This is a genomic window from Cupriavidus sp. USMAHM13 (genome assembly GCF_001854285.1).
Taxonomy (GTDB): Bacteria; Pseudomonadota; Gammaproteobacteria; order Burkholderiales; family Burkholderiaceae; genus Cupriavidus; species Cupriavidus malaysiensis.
This window is the reverse complement of the sequence record NZ_CP017751.1, coordinates 1,015,661-1,042,114: the sequence shown is the minus strand read 5'-3', so window position 1 is coordinate 1,042,114 and position 26,454 is coordinate 1,015,661. Positions and strand designations below refer to the sequence as shown.

22 protein-coding genes are annotated in these 26,454 nt (G+C 68.3%); 2 read left to right on the top strand and 20 right to left on the bottom strand.

Annotated elements, in window-relative coordinates; all coding sequences use genetic code 11:
- Positions 1 to 157: 157 nt before the first annotated feature.
- Positions 158 to 2,059 (bottom strand): ABCB family ABC transporter ATP-binding protein/permease, encoded by a 1,902-nt coding sequence (locus BKK81_RS04695; RefSeq protein ID WP_071010998.1) that lies wholly within the window; start codon positions 2,057 to 2,059, stop codon positions 158 to 160.
- Positions 2,060 to 2,194: 135 nt separating this feature from the next.
- On the opposite strand from BKK81_RS04695, the gene BKK81_RS04690 reads away from it, so the two are divergent.
- Positions 2,195 to 2,599, top strand: coding sequence for an acyl-CoA thioesterase (locus BKK81_RS04690; RefSeq protein ID WP_071010996.1), 405 nt, complete (start codon positions 2,195 to 2,197; stop codon positions 2,597 to 2,599).
- A gap of 102 nt (positions 2,600 to 2,701) precedes the next feature.
- Here BKK81_RS04690 and BKK81_RS04685 read toward each other — a convergent pair whose 3' ends face one another.
- From BKK81_RS04685 to clsB, 7 genes are all read right to left on the bottom strand, one after another.
- Entirely contained in the window at positions 2,702 to 4,270 is a 1,569-nt protein-coding gene (locus BKK81_RS04685; protein ID WP_071010994.1) for a class I adenylate-forming enzyme family protein, read from the bottom strand.
- 299 nt (positions 4,271 to 4,569) lie between these two features.
- Positions 4,570 to 5,346, bottom strand: a complete 777-nt coding sequence (locus BKK81_RS04680) for an enoyl-CoA hydratase (protein WP_071010993.1) — start codon at positions 5,344 to 5,346, stop codon at positions 4,570 to 4,572.
- Between the two features lie 329 nt (positions 5,347 to 5,675).
- On the bottom strand, positions 5,676 to 6,875 hold the full coding sequence (locus BKK81_RS04675) for an acetyl-CoA C-acyltransferase (RefSeq protein WP_071016059.1): 1,200 nt from the start codon (positions 6,873 to 6,875) through the stop codon (positions 5,676 to 5,678).
- A 20-nt stretch (positions 6,876 to 6,895) separates the two neighbouring features.
- Complete coding sequence (locus tag BKK81_RS04670) at positions 6,896 to 9,322, bottom strand: 3-hydroxyacyl-CoA dehydrogenase/enoyl-CoA hydratase family protein (protein ID WP_071010991.1); 2,427 nt, start codon at positions 9,320 to 9,322, stop codon at positions 6,896 to 6,898.
- A gap of 248 nt (positions 9,323 to 9,570) precedes the next feature.
- Complete coding sequence (locus BKK81_RS04665) at positions 9,571 to 11,358, bottom strand: acyl-CoA dehydrogenase C-terminal domain-containing protein (RefSeq protein ID WP_071010990.1); 1,788 nt, start codon at positions 11,356 to 11,358, stop codon at positions 9,571 to 9,573.
- A 73-nt stretch (positions 11,359 to 11,431) separates the two neighbouring features.
- Positions 11,432 to 12,022 carry a TetR/AcrR family transcriptional regulator gene (locus tag BKK81_RS04660; RefSeq protein ID WP_071010988.1) on the bottom strand — a complete coding sequence of 197 codons (591 nt, stop codon included), beginning with the start codon at positions 12,020 to 12,022 and terminating at the stop codon, positions 11,432 to 11,434.
- 321 nt (positions 12,023 to 12,343) lie between these two features.
- Positions 12,344 to 13,654, bottom strand: a complete 1,311-nt coding sequence (gene clsB / locus BKK81_RS04655) for a cardiolipin synthase ClsB (RefSeq protein ID WP_071016057.1) — start codon at positions 13,652 to 13,654, stop codon at positions 12,344 to 12,346.
- 109 nt (positions 13,655 to 13,763) lie between these two features.
- Here clsB and mobB point away from each other — a divergent pair, with 109 nt between their 5' ends.
- A complete protein-coding gene (mobB, locus tag BKK81_RS04650; RefSeq protein WP_071010987.1) occupies positions 13,764 to 14,288 on the top strand; it encodes a molybdopterin-guanine dinucleotide biosynthesis protein B in 525 nt (174 codons plus the stop codon).
- Positions 14,289 to 14,333: 45 nt separating this feature from the next.
- On the opposite strand, the gene BKK81_RS04645 is transcribed toward mobB, so the two are convergent.
- From BKK81_RS04645 to BKK81_RS04590, 12 genes are all read right to left on the bottom strand, one after another.
- The gene (locus tag BKK81_RS04645) at positions 14,334 to 15,098 is read right to left on the bottom strand and encodes an endonuclease/exonuclease/phosphatase family protein (protein ID WP_071010985.1); all 765 of its coding nucleotides are present in this window, start codon (positions 15,096 to 15,098) and stop codon (positions 14,334 to 14,336) included.
- Positions 15,098 to 15,556 (bottom strand): dihydroneopterin triphosphate diphosphatase, encoded by a 459-nt coding sequence (gene nudB / locus BKK81_RS04640; RefSeq protein WP_071010983.1) that lies wholly within the window; start codon positions 15,554 to 15,556, stop codon positions 15,098 to 15,100. Before nudB ends, BKK81_RS04645 begins: the two co-directional genes overlap by 1 nt.
- 118 nt (positions 15,557 to 15,674) lie before the next feature.
- Positions 15,675 to 16,601 (bottom strand): hypothetical protein, encoded by a 927-nt coding sequence (locus tag BKK81_RS04635; protein WP_071010982.1) that lies wholly within the window; start codon positions 16,599 to 16,601, stop codon positions 15,675 to 15,677.
- 200 nt (positions 16,602 to 16,801) lie between these two features.
- Positions 16,802 to 18,607, bottom strand: coding sequence for an aspartate--tRNA ligase (aspS, locus tag BKK81_RS04630; protein ID WP_071010980.1), 1,806 nt, complete (start codon positions 18,605 to 18,607; stop codon positions 16,802 to 16,804).
- 43 nt (positions 18,608 to 18,650) lie between these two features.
- Positions 18,651 to 19,364 carry a DUF502 domain-containing protein gene (locus BKK81_RS04625; protein WP_071010979.1) on the bottom strand — a complete coding sequence of 238 codons (714 nt, stop codon included), beginning with the start codon at positions 19,362 to 19,364 and terminating at the stop codon, positions 18,651 to 18,653.
- Between the two features lie 13 nt (positions 19,365 to 19,377).
- Positions 19,378 to 19,719 (bottom strand): FmdB family zinc ribbon protein, encoded by a 342-nt coding sequence (locus BKK81_RS04620; protein WP_071010977.1) that lies wholly within the window; start codon positions 19,717 to 19,719, stop codon positions 19,378 to 19,380.
- A gap of 228 nt (positions 19,720 to 19,947) precedes the next feature.
- Complete coding sequence (locus BKK81_RS04615; protein WP_071010975.1) at positions 19,948 to 21,384, bottom strand: sodium:solute symporter family protein; 1,437 nt, start codon at positions 21,382 to 21,384, stop codon at positions 19,948 to 19,950.
- 290 nt (positions 21,385 to 21,674) lie between these two features.
- A complete protein-coding gene (gene ubiB / locus BKK81_RS04610; RefSeq protein ID WP_071010974.1) occupies positions 21,675 to 23,252 on the bottom strand; it encodes a ubiquinone biosynthesis regulatory protein kinase UbiB in 1,578 nt (525 codons plus the stop codon).
- Between the two features lie 67 nt (positions 23,253 to 23,319).
- Positions 23,320 to 23,994 (bottom strand): ubiquinone biosynthesis accessory factor UbiJ, encoded by a 675-nt coding sequence (locus BKK81_RS04605; RefSeq protein ID WP_071010972.1) that lies wholly within the window; start codon positions 23,992 to 23,994, stop codon positions 23,320 to 23,322.
- Between the two features lie 207 nt (positions 23,995 to 24,201).
- A complete protein-coding gene (locus BKK81_RS04600) occupies positions 24,202 to 25,197 on the bottom strand; it encodes a Tim44 domain-containing protein (RefSeq protein WP_197523947.1) in 996 nt (331 codons plus the stop codon).
- Positions 25,198 to 25,241: 44 nt separating this feature from the next.
- On the bottom strand, positions 25,242 to 25,973 hold the full coding sequence (gene ubiE / locus BKK81_RS04595; protein WP_071010971.1) for a bifunctional demethylmenaquinone methyltransferase/2-methoxy-6-polyprenyl-1,4-benzoquinol methylase UbiE: 732 nt from the start codon (positions 25,971 to 25,973) through the stop codon (positions 25,242 to 25,244).
- A gap of 31 nt (positions 25,974 to 26,004) precedes the next feature.
- Positions 26,005 to 26,421 carry a gamma-butyrobetaine hydroxylase-like domain-containing protein gene (locus BKK81_RS04590; RefSeq protein WP_071010969.1) on the bottom strand — a complete coding sequence of 139 codons (417 nt, stop codon included), beginning with the start codon at positions 26,419 to 26,421 and terminating at the stop codon, positions 26,005 to 26,007.
- Positions 26,422 to 26,454 lie beyond the last annotated feature (33 nt).

The following is a 26,454-nucleotide window of genomic DNA, read 5'->3' as shown; positions in this document are numbered from 1 at the left end:
GCCCCGTGCCATGCACGCGCGCACTACCCCGGGGCGTGGGCTTGCGCGACTGTCGAACCAAATCTGTGCAGCAGCCTATCCGCAGCGGATTGCGACAGCACATTGTCGACAATCCATCGTCAGCACGGCCACGCGGCCGCGCGGCAGGCGCGCCGGCTCAGGCGTCCTGCGTCTCGTCGCCGACCTCGATGGCGCGCGCGTCCGCGCCTGAGGCCGCGTCGGCCTCGCCCTCGCGCGCGCTGCGCGCCTGGATCTCCCACATTTCCGCATAGCGGCCGCCGGCGCGCATCAGTTCGGCATGGGTGCCACGCTCGACGATGCGGCCATGGTCCATGACCAGGATCTGGTCCGCATGCACCACGGTGGAGAGGCGGTGCGCGATCAGCAGCGTGGTGCGGTCCTGCGCCAAGCGCATCAGCTCGGCCTGGATCGCCTGCTCGGTACGCGAATCGAGCGCGGAGGTCGCCTCGTCGAAGACCAGGATGGGCGGGTTCTTCAGCAGCGTGCGCGCGATCGCCACGCGCTGCTTCTCGCCACCCGATAGCTTGAGCCCACGCTCGCCGACGGGCGTGTCGTAGCCTTGCGGCAGCTCGCGGATGAAGGTGTCGATCTGCGCGGCGCGCGCGGCCGCGATGACCTCGTCATGGCTCGCCTCGGGGCGGCCGTAGGCGATGTTGTAGTAGATGCTGTCGTTGAACAGCACGGTGTCCTGCGGCACGATGCCGATGGCCCGGCGCAGGCTGTCCTGCGAAACCGCGCGGATGTCCTGGCCGTCGATCAGGATGGCGCCGGCGCCGACGTCGTAGAAGCGGAACAGCAGCCGTGCCAGGGTCGACTTGCCCGAGCCGCTGTGCCCGACCACGGCGGTGGTGGTGCCGGCGGCGATGGTGAAGTCGACGCCGTCCAGGATGGTGCGGTCGCGCTCATAGCCGAAGCCGACGTCGCGGAAACGCACCTCGGCGCCCGCGACGCGCAGCGCCGGCGCGCCGGGCGCATCGGCGACTTCCTGGTTGGTGCCGAGCAGCACGAACATGCGGTCCATGTCGGTGGTGGCCTGCTTGATCTCGCGGTAGATCACGCCGAGGAAGTTCAGCGGGATATACAGCTGGATCATCAGGGTGTTGACCAGCACCAGATCACCCAGCGTCAGCCGCCCGGCGGCGACCCCGACGGTGGCGCGCCACAGGATCAGGATCAGGCCGACGGCGATGATGGCCTGCTGGCCGAAGTTGAGGAAGGACAGCGAATTCTGCGAACGGATCGCCGCGGTACGGTAGGTGCGCAGGTTCTCGTCATAGCGGCGCGCCTCGTACTCTTCGTTGCCGAAGTACTTGACGGTCTCGAAATTGAGCAGCGAATCGATGGCCTTCTGGTTGGCGCGCGAGTCCAGCTCGTTCATGCGGCGCCGGAAATGGGTGCGCCACTCCGTCACCACCACCGTGAACACGATATAGCCCGCCAGCGCCACGGCGGTGATGCCGGCAAACCAGATGTCGTAGCGCACGATGAAGAAACCCATCACCAGCGCCATCTCCACCAGCGTGGGCAGGATGCTGTACAGCGAGTACGAGATCAGCGACTGTATGCCACGCGTGCCGCGCTCGATGTCGCGGCTCATGCCGCCGGTCTGGCGCTCGAGGTGGAAACGCAGCGAGAGGCCGTGCAGGTGGCGGAACACCTGCAACGCGATCTCGCGCACCGCGCTCTGCGTCACCTTGGAGAAGAGGATCTCGCGCAGCTCCGTGAACAGCGTGCCGGACAGGCGCAGCAGGCCGTAACCGACGATCAGGCCGACCGGCACCACCAGCAGCGCGCGCGTGTCGCCGGGCGCGATGTTCATGCTGTCGACCAGCTTCTTCATCAGCACCGGCACGCCCAGGTTCGCCACCTTGGCCGTCACCAGGCAGGCCAGCGCCAGCAGCACGCGCCATTTGTAGTGCCAGACGTAGGGCAGCAGGTTGCGCACGGTCTGCCAGTCGCCGCGCCGCGCGCCTTGGCCGGGCAGCAGCGGATGGGAGGCGGCCGGTGCCGGCTCGGACGATGTGGGGAAGCGTCTCATACGTTAGAATTCAGGCCGATGTCCGATTGTCGCAGAGTTCGCGGCACCCGGCTGGCACGCTCCCCGCGCGCCGCGGCCACCCGGCCGGACCCACCGGCCTTGCGCGCAGGCCGCCATCTTCCCGATTCCAGCATCATGAGCCATTCCCACGTCGTCCCTGCACTGCCGGCAGGCAAGAACCCCGCGCTGCGCGTCGTCCCGATGCCCGCCGACGCCAATGTCCACGGCGACGTGTTCGGCGGCTGGATCATGTCCCAGGTCGACATCGCCGGCTCCATCCCCGCGGTGGAGCGCGCCCAGGGCCGCGTGGCCACGGTGGCGGTCAACAGCTTCCTGTTCAAGCATCCGGTCTTCGTCGGCGACCTGGTGAGCTTCTATGCCGACATCGTCAAGACCGGGCGCACCTCGATCACGGTCTCGGTCGAGGTCTACGCGCAGCGCATGCGCCACAGCAACGAGATCGTCAAGGTGACGGAGGCGACGCTGACCTACGTGGCGACGGATGAAGAGCGCCAGCCCCGGGTCCTGCCGATGCCGTGACGCGGCCGTCCGCCGGGCCATCGGCAGGCCGCGCCTGCCGTGCCCGGCGCGGAAAAAAGGGCGCCGCCCGGCGCCCTTTGCGTGATGCCCGCTGCGGGCAGATCACAAACGCTTGCCATAGCCGTCCCGCAACTCCCGCTTGAGCACCTTGCCGATCGCGCTGCGCGGCAGCGACTCGACATAGTGCAGCGCGGCCAGCCGCTGCGTCTTGCCCAGCCGGGCATTGATCCAGGACAGCAGTTCCGCCTCGGATGCACCCGCGCCTTCGCGCGCCACCACGAAACCGACCGGCGTCTCTCCCCAGGCGTCGGAAGGCACGCCGACCACCGCGACGTCGCCGACGTCCGGGTGTTCGCGCAACTCCGACTCGAGATCGCTCGGATACACGTTGAAGCCGCCCGAGATGATCATGTCCTTCTTGCGGTCCAGCAGCGTGAGGAAGCCGTCGGCATCGAAGCGGCCCATGTCGCCGGTGCGGATGAAGCGCTTGCCGGCGGGGTCGTACCACTCCGCGTCGGCGGTCTTGCCCGGCTCGCGGTGGTAGCCGCTCATCATGGTGGCCGAGTGGCCGACCACTTCGCCGGCCTCCCCGTGCGGCACCTCGCGGCCCTGGTCGTCGATCAGGCGGATGTCGTGGCCCTCGACCGGCCGGCCCACGGTGTGCAGCTTGTCCGGGAAGTCATGGGCGCGCAGTTCGCACGAGCCGCCGCCTTCGGTCATGCCGTAGTACTCGGTCAGGCGGCCCGGCCAGCGGCGCAGCACGTCGGCCTTGACCTTGGCGGCGAACGGCGAGCTGGTGCAGAACTTGGCCTGGAAGGAGGACAGGTCGTAGCGGTCGAAATCGGGATGCGCCATCAGGCGCTGGTATTGCACCGGCACCAGCATGCTGTGGGTGACGCGGTGCTGCTGCGCCAGGTCCAGGTAGCGCTTGGCATCGAACTTGGGCATCAGCACCACGGTGCCGCCGAAGGTCAGGGCCGGGAAGAAGCTCACCAGCGTGGTGTTGGAGTACAGCGGCGTGGACACCAGCGTCACGGCCTCCGGGCTGTAGACCGCGCCGCCGGCGCGCTTGGCGTACGACCAGCGCATGCCATGCGACTGCACGATGCCCTTGGGCGTGCCCGTGGTGCCGGAGGAATAGATGATGTTGAACGGCCATTCGGGCTGGATCGCCACCGGCTGAGGACGGGCCCCGGGGCCGGCCAGCCAGTCGGCCAGCGGCGCTTCGGACGGCGCGGCGCCGCTGTCCAGGCGCACGCGGCGCGTGCCGAGCTTGCGCAGCTGCTCCGCGTGCGGCGCCAGCGCCGCCGAGACCTCGGCATCCAGGAACAGCAGTCGTGCCTGCGCGTTGCCGATCATGCCGAGCAGGCCGGCGGCGGTGGACGATGGCGCCAGCGGCGCCACGGCGACCCCGGCGCGCAGGCTGCCGAGGAAGGCCACGGCGTAATCGATCGAGCCAGCCGCGCACAGGGCGATCGCATCGCCGGGGCCGAAGCCGTCGCGCTGCAACGAAGCGGCGAAGCGATCCGTCATCGCGTCCAGTTCCGCATAGCTCACGCGCCGCTCGTCGAGGATCAGCGCGGGATGTGCCGCACGCTCGACCGCGTACTGCCGGATCATGTCGGTGACCGGGGTAAAGGCCTGCTCTAGCAGGCTGGCTGCCGTCGTCATCTTGTCTCCTGGGTGGTTCCGCGGCGGCGCCGGCCGGCGCCGCTGCTGCCGTCGTTCGTATCGTTTTCCGGCATGCTTCGCGGCCGGGAAACCCGGCCGCGAAACTGGTTTTTTACCACAGCTGCGCCATCGCTGCAGGGCGCAGCGGTGCCGGCACGGCAGCAGGACCGTCGCCGGCGCCGACCGGTTCCGACCGGTTCAGGAATGACTGGTCGGATCGGCCGGTCGCGCGGCGAGCCCGGCGCCCAGGAAGAAACGGAACATCGCACCGGGGCAGCGCAAAGGGGCTGCCCCGGCCCTCACTGGAAGCGGGTGAAGTCCGGCTTGCGGCGCTCGAAGAAGGCTGCGAAGGCTTCCTTCGCCTCGGGCGACTGCAGCAGGCGGCGGAACACCGCCCCCTCCTCGGCCATCCTCGCCTCCACGGCGGCCATATCGCCGCCCTTCATCAGGCGCTTGGTCTCGCGCAGCGAGGAGGCCGGCAGCGCGGCCAGCCTGGCGGCCTGCTTGCGCGCGAAGGCCTCCAGCTCGCCCACCGGCAGCACGCGCGTGACCAGGCCGATGCGATAAGCCTCTTCCGCATCGAACGCCTCGCCCAGCATCAGCTTCTCGGCCGCGCGCTGGTAGCCGAGCAGGCGCGGCAGCAGCAGGCTGGAAGCCGCCTCCGGGCACAGGCCGAGCTGCGCGAAGGGCAGCGACAGCCTGGCCGTCTCGGAGGCGTAGACGAAATCGCAGTGCAGCAGCATGGTGGTGCCCACGCCCACTGCGGGACCGCTCACGGCAGCCAGCAGCGGCTTGCTGGCATGGCTGATCTGGTACAGGAACTGGAACACCGGGGCCTCGGCCGCGTCCGCGCCGTCCACCGGCGGGCGCTGTGCGAAGTCTTCCAGGTCGTTGCCCGCGGTGAAGATCTCCGGTTTGCCGCAGAACAGGATGGCGCGCACGGCCGGATCGCCTTCGGCCTCGCGCAGCGCGTCGGCCATCGCCTGGTACATCGCTGCGGTGATGGCATTCTTCTTGTCGGCGCGGTCGAAGGCGATGGTCAGCACGCCCTGTTCGATTCGGGTCTGGATACTCATGCTTGTCTTGTCTCTCTCGTCGTCTGTGTTGCGGTGGCCGGGGTCCGCCGCGCTCAGTCCAGCGGCGGTGGATCCTCGGAAAGGAAAGATAGCTCAGCCCGAAGGCCTTCGCACCGTGCCAACCCCGAGCGTGTCGAACAGCGCGCGCGGCATGTCGCAGGCCGCATCCGCCAGGATGACCGTCTCCTTCGTCTCGTCTCCCCTTCCGTCCGGTGAACCGCCCGGCGGGCGGCAAGGCACTGCCGGCCGGAACGCTGCCGGCCGAGGCACTGCCTTTCTTCGCCTGACAGGGAGAGGGGCCGCAGCAGCCCCGGCCCCGCGTGGCGCGTTCAGACGCGCTCGAAGATTCCCGCGGCACCCATGCCGGTGCCCACGCACATCGTGACCATACCGTACTTCAGCTGGTGGCGGCGCAGCGCATGCACCACGGTGGCCGAGCGGATCGCCCCGGTGGCGCCGAGCGGGTGGCCCAGCGCAATGGCGCCGCCCATCGGATTGACCTTGGCCGGATCCAGCTGCAGGTCGCGCATCACCGCCAGCGACTGCGCGGCAAAGGCTTCGTTCAGTTCGATCCAGTCGATCTGGTCCTGGGTCAGGCCGGCGGCCTTCAGCGCGGCGGGGATCGCTTCCTTGGGGCCGATGCCCATGATCTCCGGCGGCACGCCGCGCACCGCGAAGGAGACGAAGCGGGCCAGCGGCACCAGGTTGAACTGCTTGAGGATCTTCTCGGAGACCAGGATCAGCGCGCCGGCGCCGTCGGAGGTCTGCGAGCTGTTGCCGGCGGTGACGCTGCCCTTGTTGGCGAACACCGGGCGCAGCTTGGCCAGGCCTTCGAGCGAGGTGTCGGGACGCGGGCCTTCGTCCAGCGCGACGGTGCGGTTCTTGACCGTGATCTCGCCGCTGGCCAGGTCGGGGAATCGCTCGCTGATCTCGATCGGGGTGATCTCGTCGGCGAACTCGCCAGCCTGCTGTGCCTTGACGGCCTTCTGGTGCGAAGCCAGCGAGAAGGCATCCTGGTCCTCCCGGCTGACCTTCCACTGCTGCGCCACCTTCTCGGCGGTCAGGCCCATGCCATAGGCAATGCCGACGTTCTCGTCGCGGGTGAAGATGGCCGGCGACATCGACGGCGTGTTGCCCATCATCGGCACCATGCTCATCGATTCCACGCCGGCGGCGATCATCACGTCCGATTCGCCGACGCGGATGCGGTCGGCCGCCATCGCCACCGCGCTGACGCCGGAGGCACAGAAGCGGTTGACGGTGATGCCGCCCACGGTATTGGGCAGGCCGGACAGCAGCGCGCCGATGCGCGCCACGTTCAGGCCCTGCTGCGCCTCGGGAATGGCGCAGCCGACGATGGCGTCTTCGATCAGCGCGGGATCGAGTCCCGGCACCTGGGCCACGGCGGCCCTCAGCACGGTGGCCAGCAGGTCGTCGGGACGGGTGTTCTTGAACATGCCCTTGGGGGCCTTGCCGATCGGCGAGCGGGTCGCGGCGACGATGTAGGCGTCTTGCAGTTGTTTCATGATCTCGGTTCCTCGCTTGCCTGTTAGTTGCGCACCGGCTTGCCGGTCTGCAGCATGCCCATGATGCGTTCCTGCGTCTTGGCCGTGCCCAGCAGGTCGACGAAGGCGCGGCGCTCCAGCGCCAGCAGCCATTCCTCGCTGACCAGCGAACCCGCCTCGACGTCACCGCCGCACACCGCTTCGGCGATCCGGCTGGCGATCAGGAAATCGTGGGCCGAGATAAAGCCGCCGTCGCGCAGGTTCACCAGCGAGGCCTTGATGGTGGCGATGCCCGAGCGGCCCGCCACCGGCACCAGCGCGCCCGCCACCGGCGGACGGTAGCCGGCGTCGGCCAGCGCGCGCACCTGCTGCAGCGCGACGTGCAGCAGCTCGTGCACGTTGAACACGACGGGATCGGATTCCTGCAGGTAGCCGATCTTGCGCGCGTCGAGCGCCGACGCGGAGACCTTGGCCATGGCCGCCGCCTGGAAGCGATTGGTGAGGAACTGCAGCAGGTTGGTGCTGCCGGCTGCCTGCGCCGCGCGCGCAGCCGCCAGCGCCGCTTCCTTGAGACCGCCGCCGGCCGGCACCAGGCCCACGCCGACCTCCACCAGGCCGATGTAGGTCTCGAGCGCCACCACGCGCCGTGCCGAATGCAGCATCAGCTCGCAGCCGCCGCCCAGCGCGATGCCGGAAGCCGCCGACACCACCGGCACCTGTGCGTACTTGACGCGCATCATGCCGTCCTGGAACTTCTTGACGAAGGGCTCGATGCCCTTGGCACCACCCATCATGAAGGCCGGCATGGCCGCCTCCAGGTTGGCGCCGGCGGAGAACGGGCCGCCGGGCGCGCCCAGCTGCAGCGAGGTCGGCTGCCATACCACCAGGCCCTTGTACCCGGCTTCGGCCAGGTCGACGGCGCGCGTCAGCGCGTCGATCACGTCCGGCCCGATGGTGTTCATCTTGCTCTTGAACGAGATCACCAGCACGTCATCCTGGCCGTCGGCCACCCAGATGCGCGCGGCGTCGTTCTCCTCGACGGTACGGCCGGCCTGGCGCGGGTCGAGCGCCGCCGAGCCCTTCAGCGCGGCACGGAACAGCTGGCGCTGGTACACCGGCAGTGCGCTGCGCGCGGCGAAGGAGTGCGTGGCGGGCGCCCAGGAGCCTGCCGCGGTATGCACGCCCTGCGCCTCGGCCACCGGACCTTCGAACACCCAGGCCGGCAGCGGTGCCTTGGACAGCGCCTTGCCGCCCTCGACGTCTTCCTTGACCCATTCGGCCACCTGCTTCCAGCCGGCCGCCTGCCAGTCCTCGAAGGGTCCGCTGCTCCAGCCGAAGCCCCAGCGGATCGCCAGGTCGACGTCGGCGGCGGAACCGGCGATCTGCTCAAGGTAGACCGCGATGTAGTGGAACACGTCGCGGAACACGCTCCACAGGAACTGCGCCTGCGGATTGGACGATTCACGCAGCAGCTTGATGCGCTCGGCCGGCTCCTTCTTCAGCATGCGCACCACGATCTCGTCTGCCTTCTTGCCCGAGTCGACGTACTGGCCGGTCTTGGCGTCGAGCACCTTGATGGCCTTGCCGTCCTTCTTGTAGAAACCGGCGCCGGTCTTCTGGCCGAGCGCGCCGGCATCGACCAGGCCCTTGAGCACGGCCGGGGTCTTGTACACCGGTGCGAAAGGATCATCCTGCAGGTTGTCCTGCATGGTCTTGATCACGTGGGCCATGGTGTCCAGGCCCACCACATCGGCGGTGCGGAAGGTTGCCGACTTGGCGCGGCCCAGCTTGGAACCGGTCAGGTCATCGACCACATCGAAGGGAATGCCGTACTTCTCGGCCTCGGCGAACACCGCCAGGATGGAGAAGATGCCAACGCGGTTGGCGATGAAGTTGGGCGTGTCCTTGGCTCGCACCACGCCCTTGCCCAGCGTGGTGGTCAGGAAGGCTTCCAGGTGGTCCAGGATCTCCGGCTGCGTAGTGGCGGTCGGAATCAGCTCCACCAGGTGCATGTAGCGCGGCGGGTTGAAGAAGTGCACGCCGCAGAAGCGCGCCTTGAGGCCGGCGTCGAAGCCTTCGGACAGCGCCGTGATCGACAGGCCCGAGGTGTTGGTGGCGAAGATCGCATGCGGCGCCAGCGCGCCCTGTACCTTCTTGTACAGGTCGTGCTTCCAGTCCATGCGCTCGGCGATCGCCTCGATGACCAGGTCGCATTCACCCAGCAGGGCGAGATCGTCCTCGTAGTTGGCGGGGCGGATCAGGCCGGCTTCGTCCTTGATGCCCAGCGGGGCGGGAGACAGCTTCTTGAGGTTGTCGATGGCACGCAGCGCGATGCCGTTCTTGGGACCTTCCTTGGCAGGCAGGTCGAACAGCACGACTGGCACGCGCGCGTTGACGAGGTGGGCGGCGATCTGCGCGCCCATGACGCCGGCACCGAGCACGGCGACTTTCTTGACGATGAAATTGGACATGCGCGCTCCTTGGGAGGTGAGCGTTGGAGGTGTGTGGGGGTGGCTGAGACGATGGCTGGCGGCGGGTACCCTGCTTGGCGGCTCCCCTCTCCCGCTTGCGGGAGAGGGGTTGGGGGTGAGGGCAGGCGCTGGACCATGCGTGATCGCAACAAGCACCGCCGGCCCTCACCCCCGGCCCCTCTCCCATTGCATGGGAGAGGGGAGCAAACCCGCGCTGGCGAGGAACTCCCGCCTCGGGCCGCGCCGCCTCAGAACAGGTCGGCGTCCAGCGCCATCAGCGTGGCCGAACCGGCGCGCGCCTTGCGGATCTCGGCGGCCGTTTCCGGCAGCAGCCTGGCGAAGTAGAACCGTGCGGTGGCCAGCTTGGACGTGTAGAACTTGTCGCCGCCGGCTTCCTTCTCCAGCGCGATCTTGGCCATGCGTGCCCAGAAGTACGAGAACACCAGGTGGCCCACCACGCGCAGGTAAGGCACGGCGGCGGCGCCCACTTCGTCGGCGTTGCCCATCGCCTTCATGCCGATTTCCATGGTCAGCTTCTGCACCTTGTCGCCCAGGTCGGCCAGCGGGTTGACGAACTCCTGCATGGCTTCGTTGGTGCCTTCGGCCTCGACGAAGTCCTGCACGATCTTGCCGAAGGCCTTCATCTTGGCGCCCATGTCGCCCAGGATCTTGCGGCCCAGCAAGTCGAGCGCCTGGATCGTGTTGGTGCCCTCGTAGATCATGTTGATACGGGCGTCGCGCACGTGCTGCTCCATGCCCCATTCGGAGATGTAGCCGTGGCCGCCGAACACCTGCATGCCCTCGTTGGTGGCGGTGAAGGCGTTGTCGGTCAGGAAAGCCTTGATCACCGGCGTCAGCAGCGCCACCAGGTCGGCGGCCTGCTTGCGCACGGCCTCGTCCGGGTGCGACAGTTCGCGGTCGATCTGCAGCGCGGCCCAGTAGCTGAAGGCGCGGCCGCCTTCGGCGTAGGCCTTCTGCGTCAGCAGCATGCGGCGCACGTCCGGATGCACGATGATGGGGTCGGCCGGCTTGTCCGGCGCCTTGGGACCGGTCAGCGCGCGCATCTGCAGGCGGTCCTTGGCGTAGGCCAGCGAATTCTGGTAGGCCACCTCGGTCAGGCCCAGGCCCTGCATGCCCACGCCCAGGCGGGCCGCGTTCATCATCACGAACATGGCGTTCAGGCCCTTGTTGGGCTCGCCCACCATCCAGCCCTGCGCACCGTCCAGGTTCATCACGCAGGTGGCGTTGCCGTGGATGCCCATCTTGTGCTCGATCGAGCCGCACTGGATGCCGTTGCGCTGGCCCGGCTTGCCGTCGGCGTCGGGGATGAACTTGGGCACCACGAACAGCGAGATGCCCTTGGTACCCTGCGGCGCGTCCGGCAGGCGCGCCAGCACCAGGTGGATGATGTTCTCGGACAGGTCGTGCTCGCCGGCCGAGATGAAGATCTTGGTGCCGGTCAGGCGATAGGAGCCGTCGGCGGCCGGTTCGGCCTTGGTGCGCAGGATGCCCAGGTCGGTGCCGCAGTGCGGCTCGGTCAGGCACATGGTGCCGGTCCACTCGCCGGAGACCAGCTTGGGCAGGTAGCGCTGCTGCAGTTCGGGCGTGCCGTGCGCGTGCAGGGCCTCGTAGGCGCCATGCGACAGGCCGGGATACATGGTCCAGGCCTGGTTGGCCGAGTTCAGCATCTCGTACAGCGCATTGTTGACCAGGATGGGCAGGCCCTGGCCGCCGTACTGCGGATCGCAGCCCAGCGCCGGCCAGCCGGCCTCGACATACTGCCGGTAGGCTTCCTTGAATCCCTTGGGCGCGCGCACCACGCCGTCGCCGACGTAGGTGCAGCCTTCGCGGTCGCCGCTCTGGTTGAGCGGGAAGATGACCTCGGAGCAGAACTTGCCCGCTTCCTCGAGCACCTGGTTGATGGTATCCGCGTCGATGTCGGCGTGCGGCGGCATCGCCTTGAGTTCGGCTTCCACGCCGAGCAATTCATGGAGCACGAACTGCATGTCGCGCAACGGTGCGGTGTACTGGCCCATCAAAGACTCCTTCGAGGTTGTGATGCCGCCGAGCCGACCGTGCGCATGGTGGGCACGGAACGCCGCGGCGGCCTCAGGTACGGTACGACTGGATCAGCTTGTTCAACGCGACCATGGCAAGTTCGGCGCTGTCAGGCAGGCGCAGGAAGCGGGCGTCATGATGCAAGCCTAGTTCAAGGCTGTACATCTCGAACAGCATCAGGCGCGGATCGCAATCCGCACGCAGGTGCCCCTCTTCCTTGGCCTGGGCGATGGCGCGCGTCAGCGCGGCGCGCCAGATGGTGACGCTCTTGACGAGTTCGTCACGTACCGAACTGCCCGCACGGTCGTCATATTCGACCGCGCCGCTGATGTAGATGCAGCCGGTGGTCACTTCCTGGATGCGCTTTTCCATCCACCGGCGAACCATCGACCACAGGCGCGGCAGGCCACGCGGCTCCTGCAGGGAGGGATAGAACACCTCCTGCTCGAACCGGCGGTGATACTCGCGCACCACTTCCACCTGCAGGTCTTCGCGCGAACCGAAATGCGCGAAAACGCCGCTCTTGCTCATCTGCATGCGTTCCGCGAGCAGGCCGATGGTCAGCCCTTCGAGCCCGTCGCGGGACGACAGTTCCAGTGCGGCGTCCAGAATGGCCGCGCGCGTCAGCTCGCCCTTGCGCATGGGCGCGGGCGAGGCGGAAGCGGCGGATTCGAGACGGGCTGACTGGTGTCGCATGATTGATTTCTCCGTTCTTTTGCGTGGCAGCACGCTGCATGCCACGTATCTGACGTTGATCTGACGTTGACCTTGCGGCTGCCCTGGCAGCCGCGAATGCACGCAGTCTAAGCCAAAAAAGAACGGTCGTTCAGATTATTGTGAATGGGCCCGTCCGGCAGCAAGCAATTAATTAGATCACCGTTTCTAAACGGAGCGCGCCGCAGCATGGCCGACAGGACTGCCGCGCAAGGGCTTGCGGTGGTGCATGCGGCAGAGCAGCAAGACTCAGTAGCGGCCGGTCACGCCGGTGATCATGACACCGAGCCGGAGCACCAGGTAGGAAGCCCAGTTGACCAGCCGGCGCAGCGGCGAGCGCCTGGCATGCGCGTCGGCGCGCACCGGCACGCTGCGCTGCGAGATGGCATGTTCCAGTTCGGCACGCAGCCCGGCGCAGAAGCCGGCATCGTACACCGCCACGTTGGCCTCGCGCGCGAGCAGCAGGCTGAACGGGTCCATATTGCTGGAGCCGACGGTGGCCCAGGTGTCGTCGACCACGGCCACCTTGGCGTGAAGGAAGCTGTCGTCGTACTCGTGGATCTCCACGCCCGCCTCCAGCAGCGTCGCGTACAGCGCATGGGTGGCGTAGTGCTGCAGGCGGTATTCCACCCTGCCCTGCAGCAGCAGCCGCACGCGCACGCCGCGGCGCCGGCACGACAGCAGCGCGCGGCGCAGCTTGTGTCCCGGCAGGAAGTAGGCGTTGGCAAGGACGACATCGCGGCGCGCGGCGCCAAGCGCCTGCAGGTAGGCGCGCTCGATGGCGCGGCGGTTGCGCAGGTTGTCGCGCAGCAGCAGCGCCGCGCGCATGCTGCCCGCGCTGTCCTGGCGCTGGGCCGGCGGCAGGTCGGTGAGCAGCGGGAACTCGGCGGCGGCGCCGGCCAGGCCGATCATCTGCATCTCGTCGCGCAGCGACAGCTGCCACCAGAGCCGCTCGGTGGTCAGGGCGATCTGGTCGACCAGCGGCCCTTCCACCGCCACCGCGAAATCGTAGCGTGGTCCCAGGCCGGCGTCGTCCATCGGGCCGTGGTTATGGTCGTCGATGATATTGATGCCGCCGACGAAGCCGATGCGGCCATCGATCACCGCCAGCTTGCGGTGCAGCCGCCTCAGGTGGCGCCGCGCCAGGCGGAAACCGCGCAGCGGCCGATAGATGCGGAAGCCGGCGCCGGCCTCGCGCAGCCTTGCCGCCAGCGTGGCCGGCATGTCGCCGGCGCCGAAGCCGTCGACCGCCACGCGCACGTCCACGCCGCGCTGCGCGGCACGCACCAGCGCGTCGGTCACCGCCGCGCCGACGGCATCGTCCGCATAGATATAGGTCTCCAGCGCCACCGAGAACAGGGCACGGTCGATGGCGCCGATCAGCGCCGGGAAGAACTCGGCACCGCCGTGCAGCAAACGCACGTGGTTGCCCCCCACGGGCCGGCCGCGGCGCCACTCCGAGCGCAGCGGGCCGGCCGGGCGGCCATGGGCACCGGGCGCGAACGCCGTCGCCTTGACTTCCGGCCGCGCCGGGCCGGCCGGGTTGGTTATCCGTGACATGCGGTGATTATCGGCCACGCCGGCGCCGCAGGCCAGGGCGCGGGATGCGCCGCGCGGCCGCAATCTGCTATCGTCGGGATCATTCGACCACGCCCCCACGGAACGCATCTTGAAGGTATTCGGCATCGCCGGCACGTCCGGCAGCGGCAAGACCACCCTGCTCGACCAACTGATCGCGCGCCTGGTCGGCGCCGGCCTGCGCGTGGCGGGCGTCAAGCACACCCATCACGGCTTCGATCCGGATACGCCGGGCAAGGACTCCTGGCGCATGCGCGAAGCCGGCTGCGAAAACGTGGTCCTGGTCGGCGCGCGCCACCTGACGCTGCTGCGCCGCTATCCCGAGGACCACCCGTCGCCGGAGCTGGCCGATGCCCTGGCCGTGCTGCCCGCCGACATCGACCTGGTGCTGGTGGAAGGCTACAAGCGCAGCGGCATCCCGAAGCTGGAGGTCTTCCGCCCCGCCCACGGGCGGCCACCGCTTTGGCCGGACACGCCTGGCGTGATCGCTGTAGCCAGCGACGCCGTGGCCGAAGTGGGTACCCTCACCGCACTGCCGGTGCTGGACCTGGCGGACATCGACGGCATCTGCGCCCTGGTCCGCGCCCACGCCACGCCCTGGCCGCAGCCGGACTGAAACATCCGTCAAGGCACGCCCGGCAAGGCGTGGCACCGCATCCTGTCAGGCCGCGTCCGCCAGCCCGGGATCGCCACCGCGGGCCAGTTCGGCCACCAGCGGCACATGGTCGGAACGCTGGGCCCAGTCGCGCCCGGTCAGGGCGGCGGCCCGCTCGATGTGGAAGCCGCGCACGTAGATGCGATCGAGCTGCCACCAGGGCATGTGGCTGGGAAAGGTGTGCAGGCGGGCGCCGCGCGCGTGCGAGGCCTCCAGCACGCCGAGGGTGGAGCAGATGCTGGCATCGAGCCGGTGGTTCCAGTCATTGAAATCGCCGGCGATCACCAGCGGCGCCTCGCGCGGCACCACCTTGCGCACCCGCTCCACCAGCGCCTCGGCCTGGCGCGCGCGGCTGCGGGCGAACAGGCCGAAGTGCACGCAGATCAGGTGCGCCTCGATGCCGTTGACGTCCGCCACCGCATGCAGCAGGCCGCGCTGCTCGAAGCGATGGTCGGAGATGTCGAGGTTTTCCGACATCAGGATCGGATGGCGCGACAGGATGGCGTTGCCGTGGTGGCCATGGTCGTAGACCGCGTTGCGTCCGTAGACCGCGTGCGGATAGGCGTCGGTGGCCAGGTAGTTGAGCTGCGTGTGGTCGGGATCGAACAGCGCCGCCGCGACCAGGCGGTCGTTGCGGTCCTGCACCTCCTGCAGGAACACGATGTCGGCATCCATGGCCTGCAAGCCGTCGCGCACGTTCTGGATGCGCGGCCGGCGCGCGATGCCCGTCACGCCCTTGTGGATGTTGTAAGTGACGACGCGCAGCTTCATCAAGCAGCTCCGCACGGCGCCACGCGCCAGGCCAGCTGGCGCACCGCTTCCGCATTGCTGCGCGAGAAGCAGCGCTCGGCGGCCTGCTCCCAGGGCAGCCATTGCCACTGCAGGTGCTCGCGCGGCGCCAGCTTCGGTTCCAGCGGCCGCGCCACGCACAGGCCGAACCAATGCTCCGTGTTGCGGGTGACGCCCGGGGCATAGCGATGGCGCCACTGTGGATAGATCTCGTATTCGATGGTGTGGTGCCAGTCCGTGAGCACATGCTCGCTGGCCACGATGCCCGTCTCTTCCGCCACCTCGCGCGCCGCCGTCCCGGCCAGCGGCTCGTCCACGGCATCCAGGCTGCCGGTCACGGACTGCCAGAAACCCGGCCGGTCGGCCCGCTCCAGCAGCAGCACCTGGAGATCGGGGGTGTGAATGACAACGAGTACGGATTCGGGAATCTTGTAGGACATGGGAGATGCGGCAGCGACGGCGGGCGACAGCGAACCTAAGCTTACCCCAGATGGGCCACCGCGCCAGGAAAATTCGGGCGGCTCCGCCGGCTTTCCAGGCCCGGCGCGGCGCCGCGCATCAGGCGGCGGCGTCGCCGCGCGCTGACGACGCGGCGGACGACGCGGCGGACGGCGAGGTGGGCGGCACGGCGGGCGGCTCGCCCAGCCAGGTATCGAACACGGCCGGCGTATCGCCATGCCCCCAGGCCGCGCGCAGTTGCTCCATCAGCGGCAGCAGTTCCCACCCGTAGCGGCGGGCGCCCTCGACAGCCCGCCGGGCCAGCGTCTCGGCGCTGTCATGGGCCTGCTGCCGGCACCGGCCACGCTGCTGGGCCACCTCCTTCTCGCGCAGGCCGAGCGCGTTGTACTTCTGGATCAGCAGGCGCTGGTAGTCGCCCCCGTCTGCGCCCGCCGCCTGCGCGTTGGCCTGCTCGAAACGCAGCACGATGGCAGCGGTCTCCTGGTCGATGCGCTCGGCCTCGCCAGCCAGTGCCTGGACGCTGTCCTGCAGGGCCTGGGCCTCGCGCCGCATCGCCTGCAGCGCGGCGGCTTCTTCCTCGAACACGCGTTGCGCCGCCAGGTAGGCCTGGACCACGGGCTGCGGCGCCACCACCAGCAGCGGATCCGCGCCGGCGCCGCGGCGGCCGGCCAGCAGCGCCTCGTCGGGCAGGCGCAGATTGCCCAGGTCGCCCAGCCAGCGTTCGCGCGCCATCACCGTCGCCACGGTATCCAGCGCCACGCGGCGCAGGGCCTCGGCACGCTGGGCCTCGACCGGCGCGGCCGCGCCGTTGCCCTCATCGCCGCGCACGGCATGGGCGATATCCGGCACGCAGGCGGCCACCGTGGTGGCCACCGATTCGGCCATGGCCTGGGTGGCGCGGCGCACGGCGCGCCGCAGTTCGAAACGCGCCAGCAGCAGCATCGCCAGCCCCGCCGCCAGCCAGGCCAGCAAGGTCTCGGCATGGGCCAGCAGGAACTGGCGGATCAGTTCAACATCCAGGTTCACGAGCAGTCCTCCCAACAGTCGTCGCGGCACCGCCCGCAGCCTCGTCGCGGGCCCACGGCATGTGCCTGAAGCAGAAGGACACGGCGGCGCGGCGCTTCGTTCCGGACGGTAACAATTGGAAACCAAGCGCCCGGCACCACGCGAAAAAAAAGCCGCGCTTGTGCGCGGCCTTTCCCTGCCCGGCGTGATGCCGCCGTGGCTCAGCCGGCCTTCGGCTCGGCCTGGCGCAGGCGGATGTGCAGTTCGCGCAATTGCTTCTCGTCGACCGCGCTCGGGGCCTGGGTCAGCAGGTCCTGGGCACGCTGGGTCTTCGGGAAGGCGATCACGTCACGGATCGAGTCGGCGCCGGCCATCATGGTCACGATGCGGTCCAGGCCGAAGGCGATGCCGCCGTGCGGGGGCGCACCGTATTGCAGCGCATCCAGCAGGTAGCCGAACTTGACGCGGGCTTCCTCGTCGTTGATCTTGAGCGCGCGGAACACCTTGCTCTGCACGTCGGCGCGGAAGATACGCACCGAACCGCCACCGATCTCCCAGCCGTTGAGCACCATGTCGTAGGCCTTGGCCAGGCACTTGCCCGGGTCGGTCTCCAGGTACTCGAGGTGCTCGTCCTTCGGGCTGGTGAACGGGTGGTGCATGGCCACCCAGCGCGCGTCTTCCTCGTCGTACTCGAACATCGGGAAGTCCACCACCCACAGCGGCTTCCAGGCGTCCTCGAACAGGCCGCTGGACTTGCCGAACTCGGAGTGGCCGATCTTCAGGCGCAGCGCGCCGATGGCGTCGTTGACGACCTTGGCCTTGTCGGCGCCGAAGAAGATCACGTCGCCGTCCTGGGCGCCGGTGCGCTTCAGGATCTCGGCGATGGCCGCGTCATGCAGGTTCTTGACGATCGGCGACTGCAGGCCGTCACGGCCCTTGGCCAGTTCGTTGACCTTGATCCAGGCCAGGCCCTTGGCACCGTAGATGGCGACGAACTGGGTATAGGCATCGATCTCGCTGCGGCTGATCTGGGCGCCGCCCGGCACGCGCAGCGCCACCACGCGGCCGCCTTCGGCGTTGGCCGGGCCGGAGAAGACCTTGAAGTCGACGTCCTTCATCACGTCCGTCAGCTCGGTGAATTCGAGCTTGACACGCAGGTCCGGCTTGTCCGAGCCGAAGCGGGCCATGGCCTCGCGGAACTCCATCACCGGGAACTTGGCATCCAGGTCCACCGACATGGTGTTCTTGAACACGGTGCGGATCATGTTCTCGAACATGTCGCGGATGTCCTGCTCGGTCAGGAAGGAGGTCTCGCAGTCGATCTGCGTGAACTCGGGCTGGCGGTCGGCGCGCAGGTCTTCGTCGCGGAAGCACTTGGTGATCTGGTAGTAGCGGTCGAAGCCCGACACCATCAGCATCTGCTTGAACAGCTGCGGCGACTGCGGCAGCGCGAAGAAGTGGCCCGGGTTGACGCGCGACGGCACCAGGTAGTCGCGCGCGCCTTCCGGCGTGCTCTTGCCCAGCATCGGCGTCTCGATGTCGATGAAGCCCTGGGCATCGAGGTACTTGCGCACTTCCATCGCCACCTTGTAGCGCAGGCGCAGGTTGTACTGCATCTGCGGGCGGCGCAGGTCCAGCACGCGGTGCGTCAGGCGCGTGGTCTCGGACAGGTTGTCGTCATCGAGCTGGAACGGGGGCGTGACCGACGGGTTCAGCACGGCCAGTTCGTGGCACAGCACCTCGATCTTGCCCGAGGTCAGGTTGCTGTTCTCGGTACCGTCCGGACGGGCGCGCACCTTGCCGGTGATACGGATGCAGAACTCATTGCGGATCTCTTCCGCGACCTTGAACATCTCGGGACGGTCGGGGTCGCACACGACCTGCACCAGGCCTTCGCGGTCGCGCAGGTCGATGAAGATCACGCCACCGTGGTCGCGGCGGCGCTGCACCCAGCCGGTCAGGGCCACTTCCTGGCCGATCAGTTGTTCGGTCACCAGACCGCAGTAGTGAGTACGCATGGAGGACATAAAAGGATCCCTGGAATGTCGCGGCCGCCCCGGGCGGCCGCGGTCAATTGGTGTGCGAAGGGTCGGCCGCTTCTTCGGCCGGCCTGGCATGCGCCGGTGCCGCGGCATCGGCGGCGCGGGCGCCGCCACCGTGCTTGCGCGGCAGGTCGGCCGGTGCCACCACGCCCATCGAAACGATGTACTTGAGCGCGGCATCGACGGTCATGTCGAGTTCGATGGTGTCGGCCTTGGGCATCATCAGGAAGAAGCCCGAGGTCGGGTTGGGCGTGGTGGGCACGTAGACGCTCACGTATTCGCCCTGCAGGTGGTTCTGCACGTCGCCGCCCGGCCGGCCGGTCAGGAAGGCGATGGTCCACGAGCCTTCGCGCGGGTACTGCACCAGCAGCGCCTTGCGGAAGGCATTGCCGGAAGACGACAGCAAGGTATCCGAGACCTGCTTGACGCTCGTGTAGATGGGGCCGACCACGGGAATGTGGCGCAGCAGGGCTTCCCACCAGCGCACCAGGCGCTGGCCGATGAAGTTGTGGGCCAGCATGCCCACCAGCAGAATGAACAGCAGCGTCAGGATCGCGCCCAGCCCGGGCACGCGCCAGCCGATCAGGCGATCGGGCCGCCAGGACAGCGGCAGCAGCGCCAGGCTCTGGTCCATGGTGCTGATGACGAGGTTCAGCACCCACAGGGTGATGCCCAGCGGTACCAGCACCAGCAGCCCGGTCAGGAACCAGGTCTTCAGGGCCGACGTCTTGTTGCTCGCCACGGCTTACCTGGGCTCAGTGGCAGGCACAGGCGCTGCCGCAACCGCCCGAGGCGGCCGGCGTGCTGGCCGCCGAGTCCGAACCGGCGCCGGCAGAGGATGCCGCGCCCGCGTCGGATGACGAGGAAGCGGCGGACGTCGACGAGCTGGCCGGCGCACTGGTACCGCCGCTGCCGCCACGGAAATCGGTCACGTACCAGCCCGAGCCTTTCAGCTGGAAGCCGGCCGCGGTCAGCTGCTTCTTGAATGTGCCGCTCGCACCGCACGAAGGGCAGTCGGTAAGCGGAGCATCGCTCATTTTCTGCAGCACATCGCGCCCGTGGCCGCAGGCGTCGCAACGGTAGGCATAGATCGGCATGGTGGCTCTATGGTGAAAGACTGGGGTGGAATTCCGGCAAACCCCGGTGCCGCGAAGGCGGATCGATGCCCGGGGACACGGCAACCGGCGATGCAAAGCCTTGAATTATAAACCGTTCGCGGGAAAGCTGGCCCGGGGAAAAGAGGGGGGACAAGGCGCCTGCTAAGCCCCTTCGGCCGCGCGCACCGTCTTCCGGCATCGCCGCCGGCCGACGCGATGCCGGCCGAATCAGGCGATATGCACTTCCTTCACGCGCGGATGGTCGCCGATCCACTGCGGCAGCAGTGAGCCCAGCACCATGCCGCCGACCGAGAACAGCAGCCCCACCAGCTGCGGCGGCACGGCCGCGTCGGCGAAGGACACCTCGCACACCAGCCAGGACGCCAGCCCCAGCAGGATCGCGGCCAGGCCGCCCTGGCGCGTGGCCGGCTTCCAGAACAGGCCGAAGGCCAGCGGCACGAAGGACGAGACCAGGGTCACCTTGTAGGCGTTCTCCACCATGTGGAAGATGGACAGGTGCGAGTTGAGCGCGAACAGCGTCACCAGCGTGGTGAACCCCAGCACCACGGCCTGCATCACGCGCAGGAAGCGGCGGTCGTCGAGATGGCGGAAGTACGGACGCAGGATGTTCTCGGCGAACGTCACCGAGGGCGCCAGCAGGGTAGCCGAGGCGCAGCTCTTGATGGCCGACAGCAGCGCGCCGAAGAACATCACCTGGGCGAACATCGGCGCATGCTGCAGGATCAGTTGCGGCAGGATCAGCTGCGAATCGGCGTTGATGTACTTCTCCACCATCTGCGGGTCGATCAGCGTGGCCGAGTAAGCCAGGAACATCGGCACGAAGGCAAAGCAGAAGTACAGCACGCCGCCCAGCACCGATGCGCGGCCGGCGATCTGCTCGGTACGCGAGGAGGTGACCCGCTGGAACACGTCCTGCTGGGGAATGGAGCCCAGCATCATGGTGAACAGCGCCGCGGCGAAGCCGATGATCTGCAGCAGGTCGAGCGAGGGCAGGAACTCGAACTTGCCGGCCGCCGCCGCGTGCGACACCACCGCCGCCACGCCACCGGCCTGGCCGCTGACCTCGTAGCCGATGTAGAGCATGCCGACCACGATGATGATCATCTGGATGAAGTCGGTTACCGCGACCGACCACATGCCACCGAACAGCGTGTAGACCAGCACGCTGGCGGCGCCGATCATCATGCCGGCCTCCTGCGACAGCGCGCCGTCCGAGACGGTGAAGAAGACCAGCCCGAGCGCCTTGATCTGCGCCGCCACCCAGCCCAGGTAGGACACCACGATGCACAGCGTGGTCAAGACCTCGGCGAGCCGCCCGTAGCGGTTGTGATAGTAGTCGCCGATGGTCAGCAGGTTCATCCGGTACAGCGGCCGGGCAAAGAACAGGCCCACCAGGATCAGGCACAGCGAGGAACCGAAGGGGTCGGACACCACGCCGGACAAGCCCTCGCGCAGGAACACGGCGGGGATGCCCAGCACCGTCTCGGAGCCGAACCAGGTGGCGAAGACGGTGGCGGTGACGATGTAGAACGGCAGGCTGCGGCCGGCGACCGCGAAGTCCGTGGTGTTGCGCACGCGCAGCGCCGCCCACAGGCCGATGCCGACCGAGATTACCCAGTAGATGATGACGAACCAGATCAGCATGACGCCGCCCTATGCCCAGAGATGCCCTGTTGGCGAGAAACCGAATGCCGGGTCGGGCGGCCGCCAGCGGCTGCTGGCCGGCTCCACTCCGCCGGAGTCCAATTCATCGGTCGGGGCCGCCTGGGGATTGCGCCTGCCTGCGGTCGTAGCCGAATCAAAACGCGGATTATAGCGACGCCGGCCCGCTCGGGAGAAAAAACCAGGGGTCCGGGAGATTCGGCAGGCCTGCGCGTGGCGTTCCGGCCACGGCCTGTGCCGGCGGCGCGACAGCGGCCCGCGCGGCACCGCGGCTACCAGTAGCCGGCCAGCGACAACAGCTGGGTCAGCACCACGCCGGCCACGAAGCCGCCGAGCAGCAGCACGGCCACACCGACCAGCCGGTTGGTACGGCGCTGTTCCTGCAGCAGCGCCGCCAGCAGCTTCTCCTGCCCGGCCTCGCTGGTGAGCGCGCGCCGCTCCAGGAACTGATGTACCAGGCGGGGGAAGTCGGGCAGCATCTTGGCCCATTGCGGCGCCTCGATCTGGATACGCTCCCACGCCCCCTTCCAGCCCACCTGTTCGTGCATCCAGCGTTCGAGGAAGGGCTTGGCGGTCTTCCACAGGTCGAGGTCGGGATCGAGCTGGCGCCCCAGCCCTTCGATATTGAGCAGGGTCTTCTGCAGCAGCACCAGCTGCGGCTGGATCTCCACATTGAAGCGGCGCGAGGTCTGGAACAGCCGCATCAGCACCATGCCCAGCGAGATTTCCTTGAGCGGCTTGTCGAAATACGGCTCGCAGCAGGCGCGCACGGCACTCTCGAGCTCCTCCACGCGTGTCTCCGGCGGCACCCAGCCCGATTCCACATGCAGCAGCGCCACGCGGTGGTAGTCACGCCGGAAGAAGGCGATGAAGTTCTGCGCCAGGTAGTTCTTGTCGAATTCGGAGAGCGCGCCGACGATGCCGAAGTCGAGGGCGATATAGCGGCCGAAGGTCTCCGGCTGGACCGAGACGAGGATATTGCCCGGGTGCATGTCGGCATGGAAGAAACCGTCGCGGAACACCTGGGTGAAGAAGATCTCGACGCCCTCCTCCGCCAGCTTGTGCATGTCGACGCCGGCCGCGCGCAGGGCCTCGGTGCGCGAGATGGGGATGCCATGCATGCGCTCCATCACGAACACCTCGCTGCTGCACCAGTCCCAGAACACCTCGGGCACCAGCAGCAGATTGGTCTGGGAGAAATTGCGGCGCAGCTGGCTGGCGTTGGCCGCCTCGATCATCAGGTCGAGTTCGTCGTGCAGGTACTTGTCGAACTCGGCCACCACCTCGCGCGGCTTGAGGCGCTTGCCGTCGGCCCAGAGCCGCTCGAGCCAGGTGGCGACGTCGCGCATCAGCGCCAGGTCGCTGTCGATCACCGGCAGCATGCCCGGGCGCAGCACCTTGACCGCCACTTCGCGCCCATGGTTCGGCCCGCCCTTGAGCTTGGCGAAGTGCACCTGGGCAATCGACGCGCTGGCCACCGGCTGCTGCTCGAATTGCTCGAACAGCTCCGCCAGCGGCCGGCCCAGCGAGCGCTCGACGATCTTCACGGCCAGCGCCGGGTCGAAGGGCGGCACCTGGTCCTGCAGCTTGGCGAGTTCATCGGCAATGTCCTGCGGCATCAGGTCGCGGCGGGTCGACAGCACCTGGCCGAACTTGACGAAGATCGGGCCCAGCCGCGTCAGGGCCAGCCGCAGGCGCTCGCCGCGCGGCGCATCCAGGCGGCGCCCGATGGTGATGATCTTGACCAGGAAGCGGATGCGGCGGCTCTTGAAGCCGGACAGCACGAGTTCGTCGAGCCCGTAGTAGAGGACGACGAAGACGATCTTGCAGAGGCGCAGGAAACGGGTCATGCAGGGGTAGTCAGGAGCAGGAGGTAGGCCGGCCGGGGGCCGGTCGAGGCGGTATGGCGCACGGGCATCAGCGGTGCGCCGACGGCAGTGCCCGCGGGCCCATGCCGCTGCCGCTGCCGGGCTCTAGCTTCTCCAGGCGCTTCTCCAGCCGCGCCAGGTCATTGCGCAAGGCCGCCACCTCGGCACCGAAGGTATCGAGCGCGGCATGGCGCACGAGCAGGGGACGCTCGTCCAGCAGATATTCGGTCACATTTTCCACCATCGCACGCCGCACACCGTCGGCGTGCGCGTGGGCCCGGCGCGCGCCGTCGACCAGGCGCTGCGCCAGGCTGTCGCCCGCCACGCCGCCGAGCACGCCGCGCAGCGCGCGCGCCAGATCCTCGGCAGCATCCCAGCGCAGGCTGCGCGCCAGCGTCGACACGGTGTTGGCCAGCTCGGCATCGCCCTCGATGCGCACGTGCTTCATCGCCGCCGCCTGACCGCCCGACGAGATATCGCCCGCCACCAGCGGCCATTGCTGCAACGGCACGCTCAGGGTCACCGACGGCTCGGCATCGGCTGCCGCCACCTCGACCAGGCCTTCGTCGGTCACGCGCAGCCCCAGCGTGAACGCCGCGGCATCGAAGCGGATCACACGCCCGGCCGCCGGCGCGAGCATGCGCTGGGCCCAAGGCTCCTGTGCCAGCAGGTGGTTCAGTGCCGTGATCGCGGGCGAGGCCAGGGGGGTGGGAAGTTGGCTCATGGCGGTGGAAGAGAATGCTGGGTACGGCTGGGTACGGCCGGATACTGGATTGCCGGATGCCGTGCGTCCGGTCCGCGTCGGCGCCTGCAGGACAGCAACGGCAGCGGCAACGGCGAGCCGGCCAGGCAAGCCGGAAACAAAAAGGCCCACGCCTTCGCGTGGGCCTCCATTCTAAGCCAGTCGCCGTCGCAGAGGCGGCAAAGCCGCTCAGGATGCCTGCTGGATACCGGCCAGCAGCCAGCCGCCGCTGCCGGTGGTCGGCTTGGCGAGGTTCCAGACTTCGGTGAACGGCTGGGCCGGATCGCCCGCGCGCTCGCGGATCATGCCGGCGAACTCGACGCTGGCAATGTGCTGCGTGTCCGTCGATTCGATGCCCAGCATGCGCGCCTCGAGCGTGACGACGTCGGTCTTGTTCGACTCGCCGCCGCGCTCGCTCAGGTCCATCTTGATCTCGGCGAACATTTCCGGCGTGGTGAACTCGCGGATGTCATCGAGGTTGCCGGCATCCCAGGCCGCCTGCAGGCGGACGAAGTGCACCTTGGCGTTACGCAGGAAGGCCTCGGTGTCGAAGTCCGCCGGCACGCCCCAGGGCTGGCCGGCCGAGACCGCGTTGGCTGCGGTGGTCGCAGCGGCTGCCGTGGCAGCCGCCGCCGGTGCAGCTACGGAAGCCGGCGACGGGGCCGCTTCCTGCTGGCGCGGCGTGGGCTCGCCACCGAAGCTGCCCGCCGGGCCGCCCGCGCCGGCGTAGGCCGGCTGCTGACGGCTGGCGCCGCCACGGAACTTGCGGATCAGCCAGATCACGACGAAGGCGGCCAGCGCGATCAGGATCAGGTTGGACAGGAAGCTCAGCGCCGCGCCGCCGAGGCCGAAGTGCGACAACAGCCAGCCGATGCCCAGGCCCGCGGCGATGCCGCCCAGGATGCCGCCCCAGTTGCGCTTGGGCTTGGCTGCGGCGGCGGCTGCGGCGGCAGCGCCGGCCGTGGCCGGTGCCGCCTGCTGGCCGGGCTGCTGCGCCGGTTGCTGGGCCGGCGGCGTCTGCTGGGCCGGAGCCTGCTGCTGGCGCTGCGTCACATTGGAAGACTGCTTACCCACGCTGCGCGAGCCGCCCAGACGCTTGGCTTCCGCGTCGAACGTGGTGCTGAATGCCAGCACGGCAACCAGCGACCCCGCCAGGAATTTCCCGTAAAGCGACGACTTCTTCATTTATCCCCCAATATATTCGCGCATCGCGAGCAAAAAGTGATAGATCAGTACTTTCGCCCGACGTGGAGCGCCACGACTCCTGCCGTCAGATTGAAGTATTCGACCTTCTCCAGGCCCGCTTGTTCCATTAAACGTACAAGTGAATCCTGGTCTGGATGCATTCTGATCGATTCAGCCAGGTAGCGATAGCTGGGGGCATCCCCGGCGATGCGTTCGCCCAGCCAGGGGAGCACCTTGAACGAATAGACATCGTAGACCTTCTCCAGCGGCTTCCATACCTTGGAGAACTCCAGCACCATGACCTTGCCGCCCGGCTTGACCACGCGGCGCATCTCGGCCAGCGCGGCATCCTTGTGCGTCATGTTGCGCAGGCCGAAGGCCACCGTGACCACATCGAAATAGTTGTCCGGGAAAGGAATGCGCTCGGCGTCGCACAGGCAGACCGGCGTCATCACGCCCTTGTCGAGCAGGCGGTCACGGCCGACCCGCAGCATCGATTCATTGATGTCGGTCAGCCAGACCTCGCCGGCGGGACCGGCCTGGCGGGCAAAGGCCCGCGCCAGGTCGCCGGTGCCGCCGGCGATGTCCAGCACCTTGTACCCGGGCCGCACCGCGGCCTGGGCGATGGTGAACGTCTTCCACAGCCGGTGCAGCCCACCCGACATCAAGTCGTTCATCACGTCGTACTTGCTGGCCACCGAGTGGAAGACGCCGGCCACCTTGCCGGCCTTCTCGGCCTCGTCGACCTTCTCGAACCCGAAGTGGGTCTCGCTCATATATCTGACTCCAGGGGAATGCGGATGCGGCTCAGTGGTGGTGGCCGCAGGCGTGGCCGGCAGCCGCCGGCATCGGGGTGTCGCGATCGGCGCCGGCCGCGGCCAGGCGATCCAGGTAGGCCAGCCACAGCGATTCCTGCTGGTCGCCCAGGCGGTACAGCAGCTCCCAGGAATAGATGCCGGTATCGTGGCCGTCGCTGAAGCGGATCAGCACCGCGTAGTTGCCCACCGGCTCCACCGCGTCGATGCCGACCTCGCGCTTGCCGGTCTGCAGCACTTCCTGTCCGGGACCATGCCCCTGCACCTCCGCCGAGGGCGAGTAGACGCGCAGCAGCTCGAACGGCAGGCGGAAGGCGCGGCCGTTGTCGAAACCGATCTCCAGCACGCGGGACTGGGTGTGGACGGTCAGCGCCGTGGGATGGGGAGTGTCTTTCTCTAGGCCTGCCATGATGATTGGCGCGGGCGCCCGGCGGGCCGCGGC

What these genes read in the sequence shown, in the direction of transcription:
- BKK81_RS04695 (WP_071010998.1), bottom strand. Translation starts at nt 2,059, where the DNA reads ATGAGACGCTTCCCCACATCGTCCGAGCCGGCACCGGCCGCCTCCCAT.
- BKK81_RS04690 (WP_071010996.1), top strand. Translation starts at nt 2,195, where the DNA reads ATGAGCCATTCCCACGTCGTCCCTGCACTGCCGGCAGGCAAGAACCCC.
- BKK81_RS04685 (WP_071010994.1), bottom strand. Translation starts at nt 4,270, where the DNA reads ATGACGACGGCAGCCAGCCTGCTAGAGCAGGCCTTTACCCCGGTCACC.
- BKK81_RS04680 (WP_071010993.1), bottom strand. Translation starts at nt 5,346, where the DNA reads ATGAGTATCCAGACCCGAATCGAACAGGGCGTGCTGACCATCGCCTTC.
- BKK81_RS04670 (WP_071010991.1), bottom strand. Translation starts at nt 9,322, where the DNA reads ATGTCCAATTTCATCGTCAAGAAAGTCGCCGTGCTCGGTGCCGGCGTC.
- BKK81_RS04665 (WP_071010990.1), bottom strand. Translation starts at nt 11,358, where the DNA reads ATGGGCCAGTACACCGCACCGTTGCGCGACATGCAGTTCGTGCTCCAT.
- BKK81_RS04660 (WP_071010988.1), bottom strand. Translation starts at nt 12,022, where the DNA reads ATGCGCAAGGGCGAGCTGACGCGCGCGGCCATTCTGGACGCCGCACTG.
- clsB (WP_071016057.1), bottom strand. Translation starts at nt 13,654, where the DNA reads ATGTCACGGATAACCAACCCGGCCGGCCCGGCGCGGCCGGAAGTCAAG.
- BKK81_RS04645 (WP_071010985.1), bottom strand. Translation starts at nt 15,098, where the DNA reads ATGAAGCTGCGCGTCGTCACTTACAACATCCACAAGGGCGTGACGGGC.
- nudB (WP_071010983.1), bottom strand. Translation starts at nt 15,556, where the DNA reads ATGTCCTACAAGATTCCCGAATCCGTACTCGTTGTCATTCACACCCCC.
- aspS (WP_071010980.1), bottom strand. Translation starts at nt 18,607, where the DNA reads ATGTCCTCCATGCGTACTCACTACTGCGGTCTGGTGACCGAACAACTG.
- BKK81_RS04620 (WP_071010977.1), bottom strand. Translation starts at nt 19,719, where the DNA reads ATGCCGATCTATGCCTACCGTTGCGACGCCTGCGGCCACGGGCGCGAT.
- BKK81_RS04615 (WP_071010975.1), bottom strand. Translation starts at nt 21,384, where the DNA reads ATGCTGATCTGGTTCGTCATCATCTACTGGGTAATCTCGGTCGGCATC.
- ubiB (WP_071010974.1), bottom strand. Translation starts at nt 23,252, where the DNA reads ATGACCCGTTTCCTGCGCCTCTGCAAGATCGTCTTCGTCGTCCTCTAC.
- BKK81_RS04605 (WP_071010972.1), bottom strand. Translation starts at nt 23,994, where the DNA reads ATGAGCCAACTTCCCACCCCCCTGGCCTCGCCCGCGATCACGGCACTG.
- BKK81_RS04600 (WP_197523947.1), bottom strand. Translation starts at nt 25,197, where the DNA reads ATGAAGAAGTCGTCGCTTTACGGGAAATTCCTGGCGGGGTCGCTGGTT.
- ubiE (WP_071010971.1), bottom strand. Translation starts at nt 25,973, where the DNA reads ATGAGCGAGACCCACTTCGGGTTCGAGAAGGTCGACGAGGCCGAGAAG.
- BKK81_RS04590 (WP_071010969.1), bottom strand. Translation starts at nt 26,421, where the DNA reads ATGGCAGGCCTAGAGAAAGACACTCCCCATCCCACGGCGCTGACCGTC.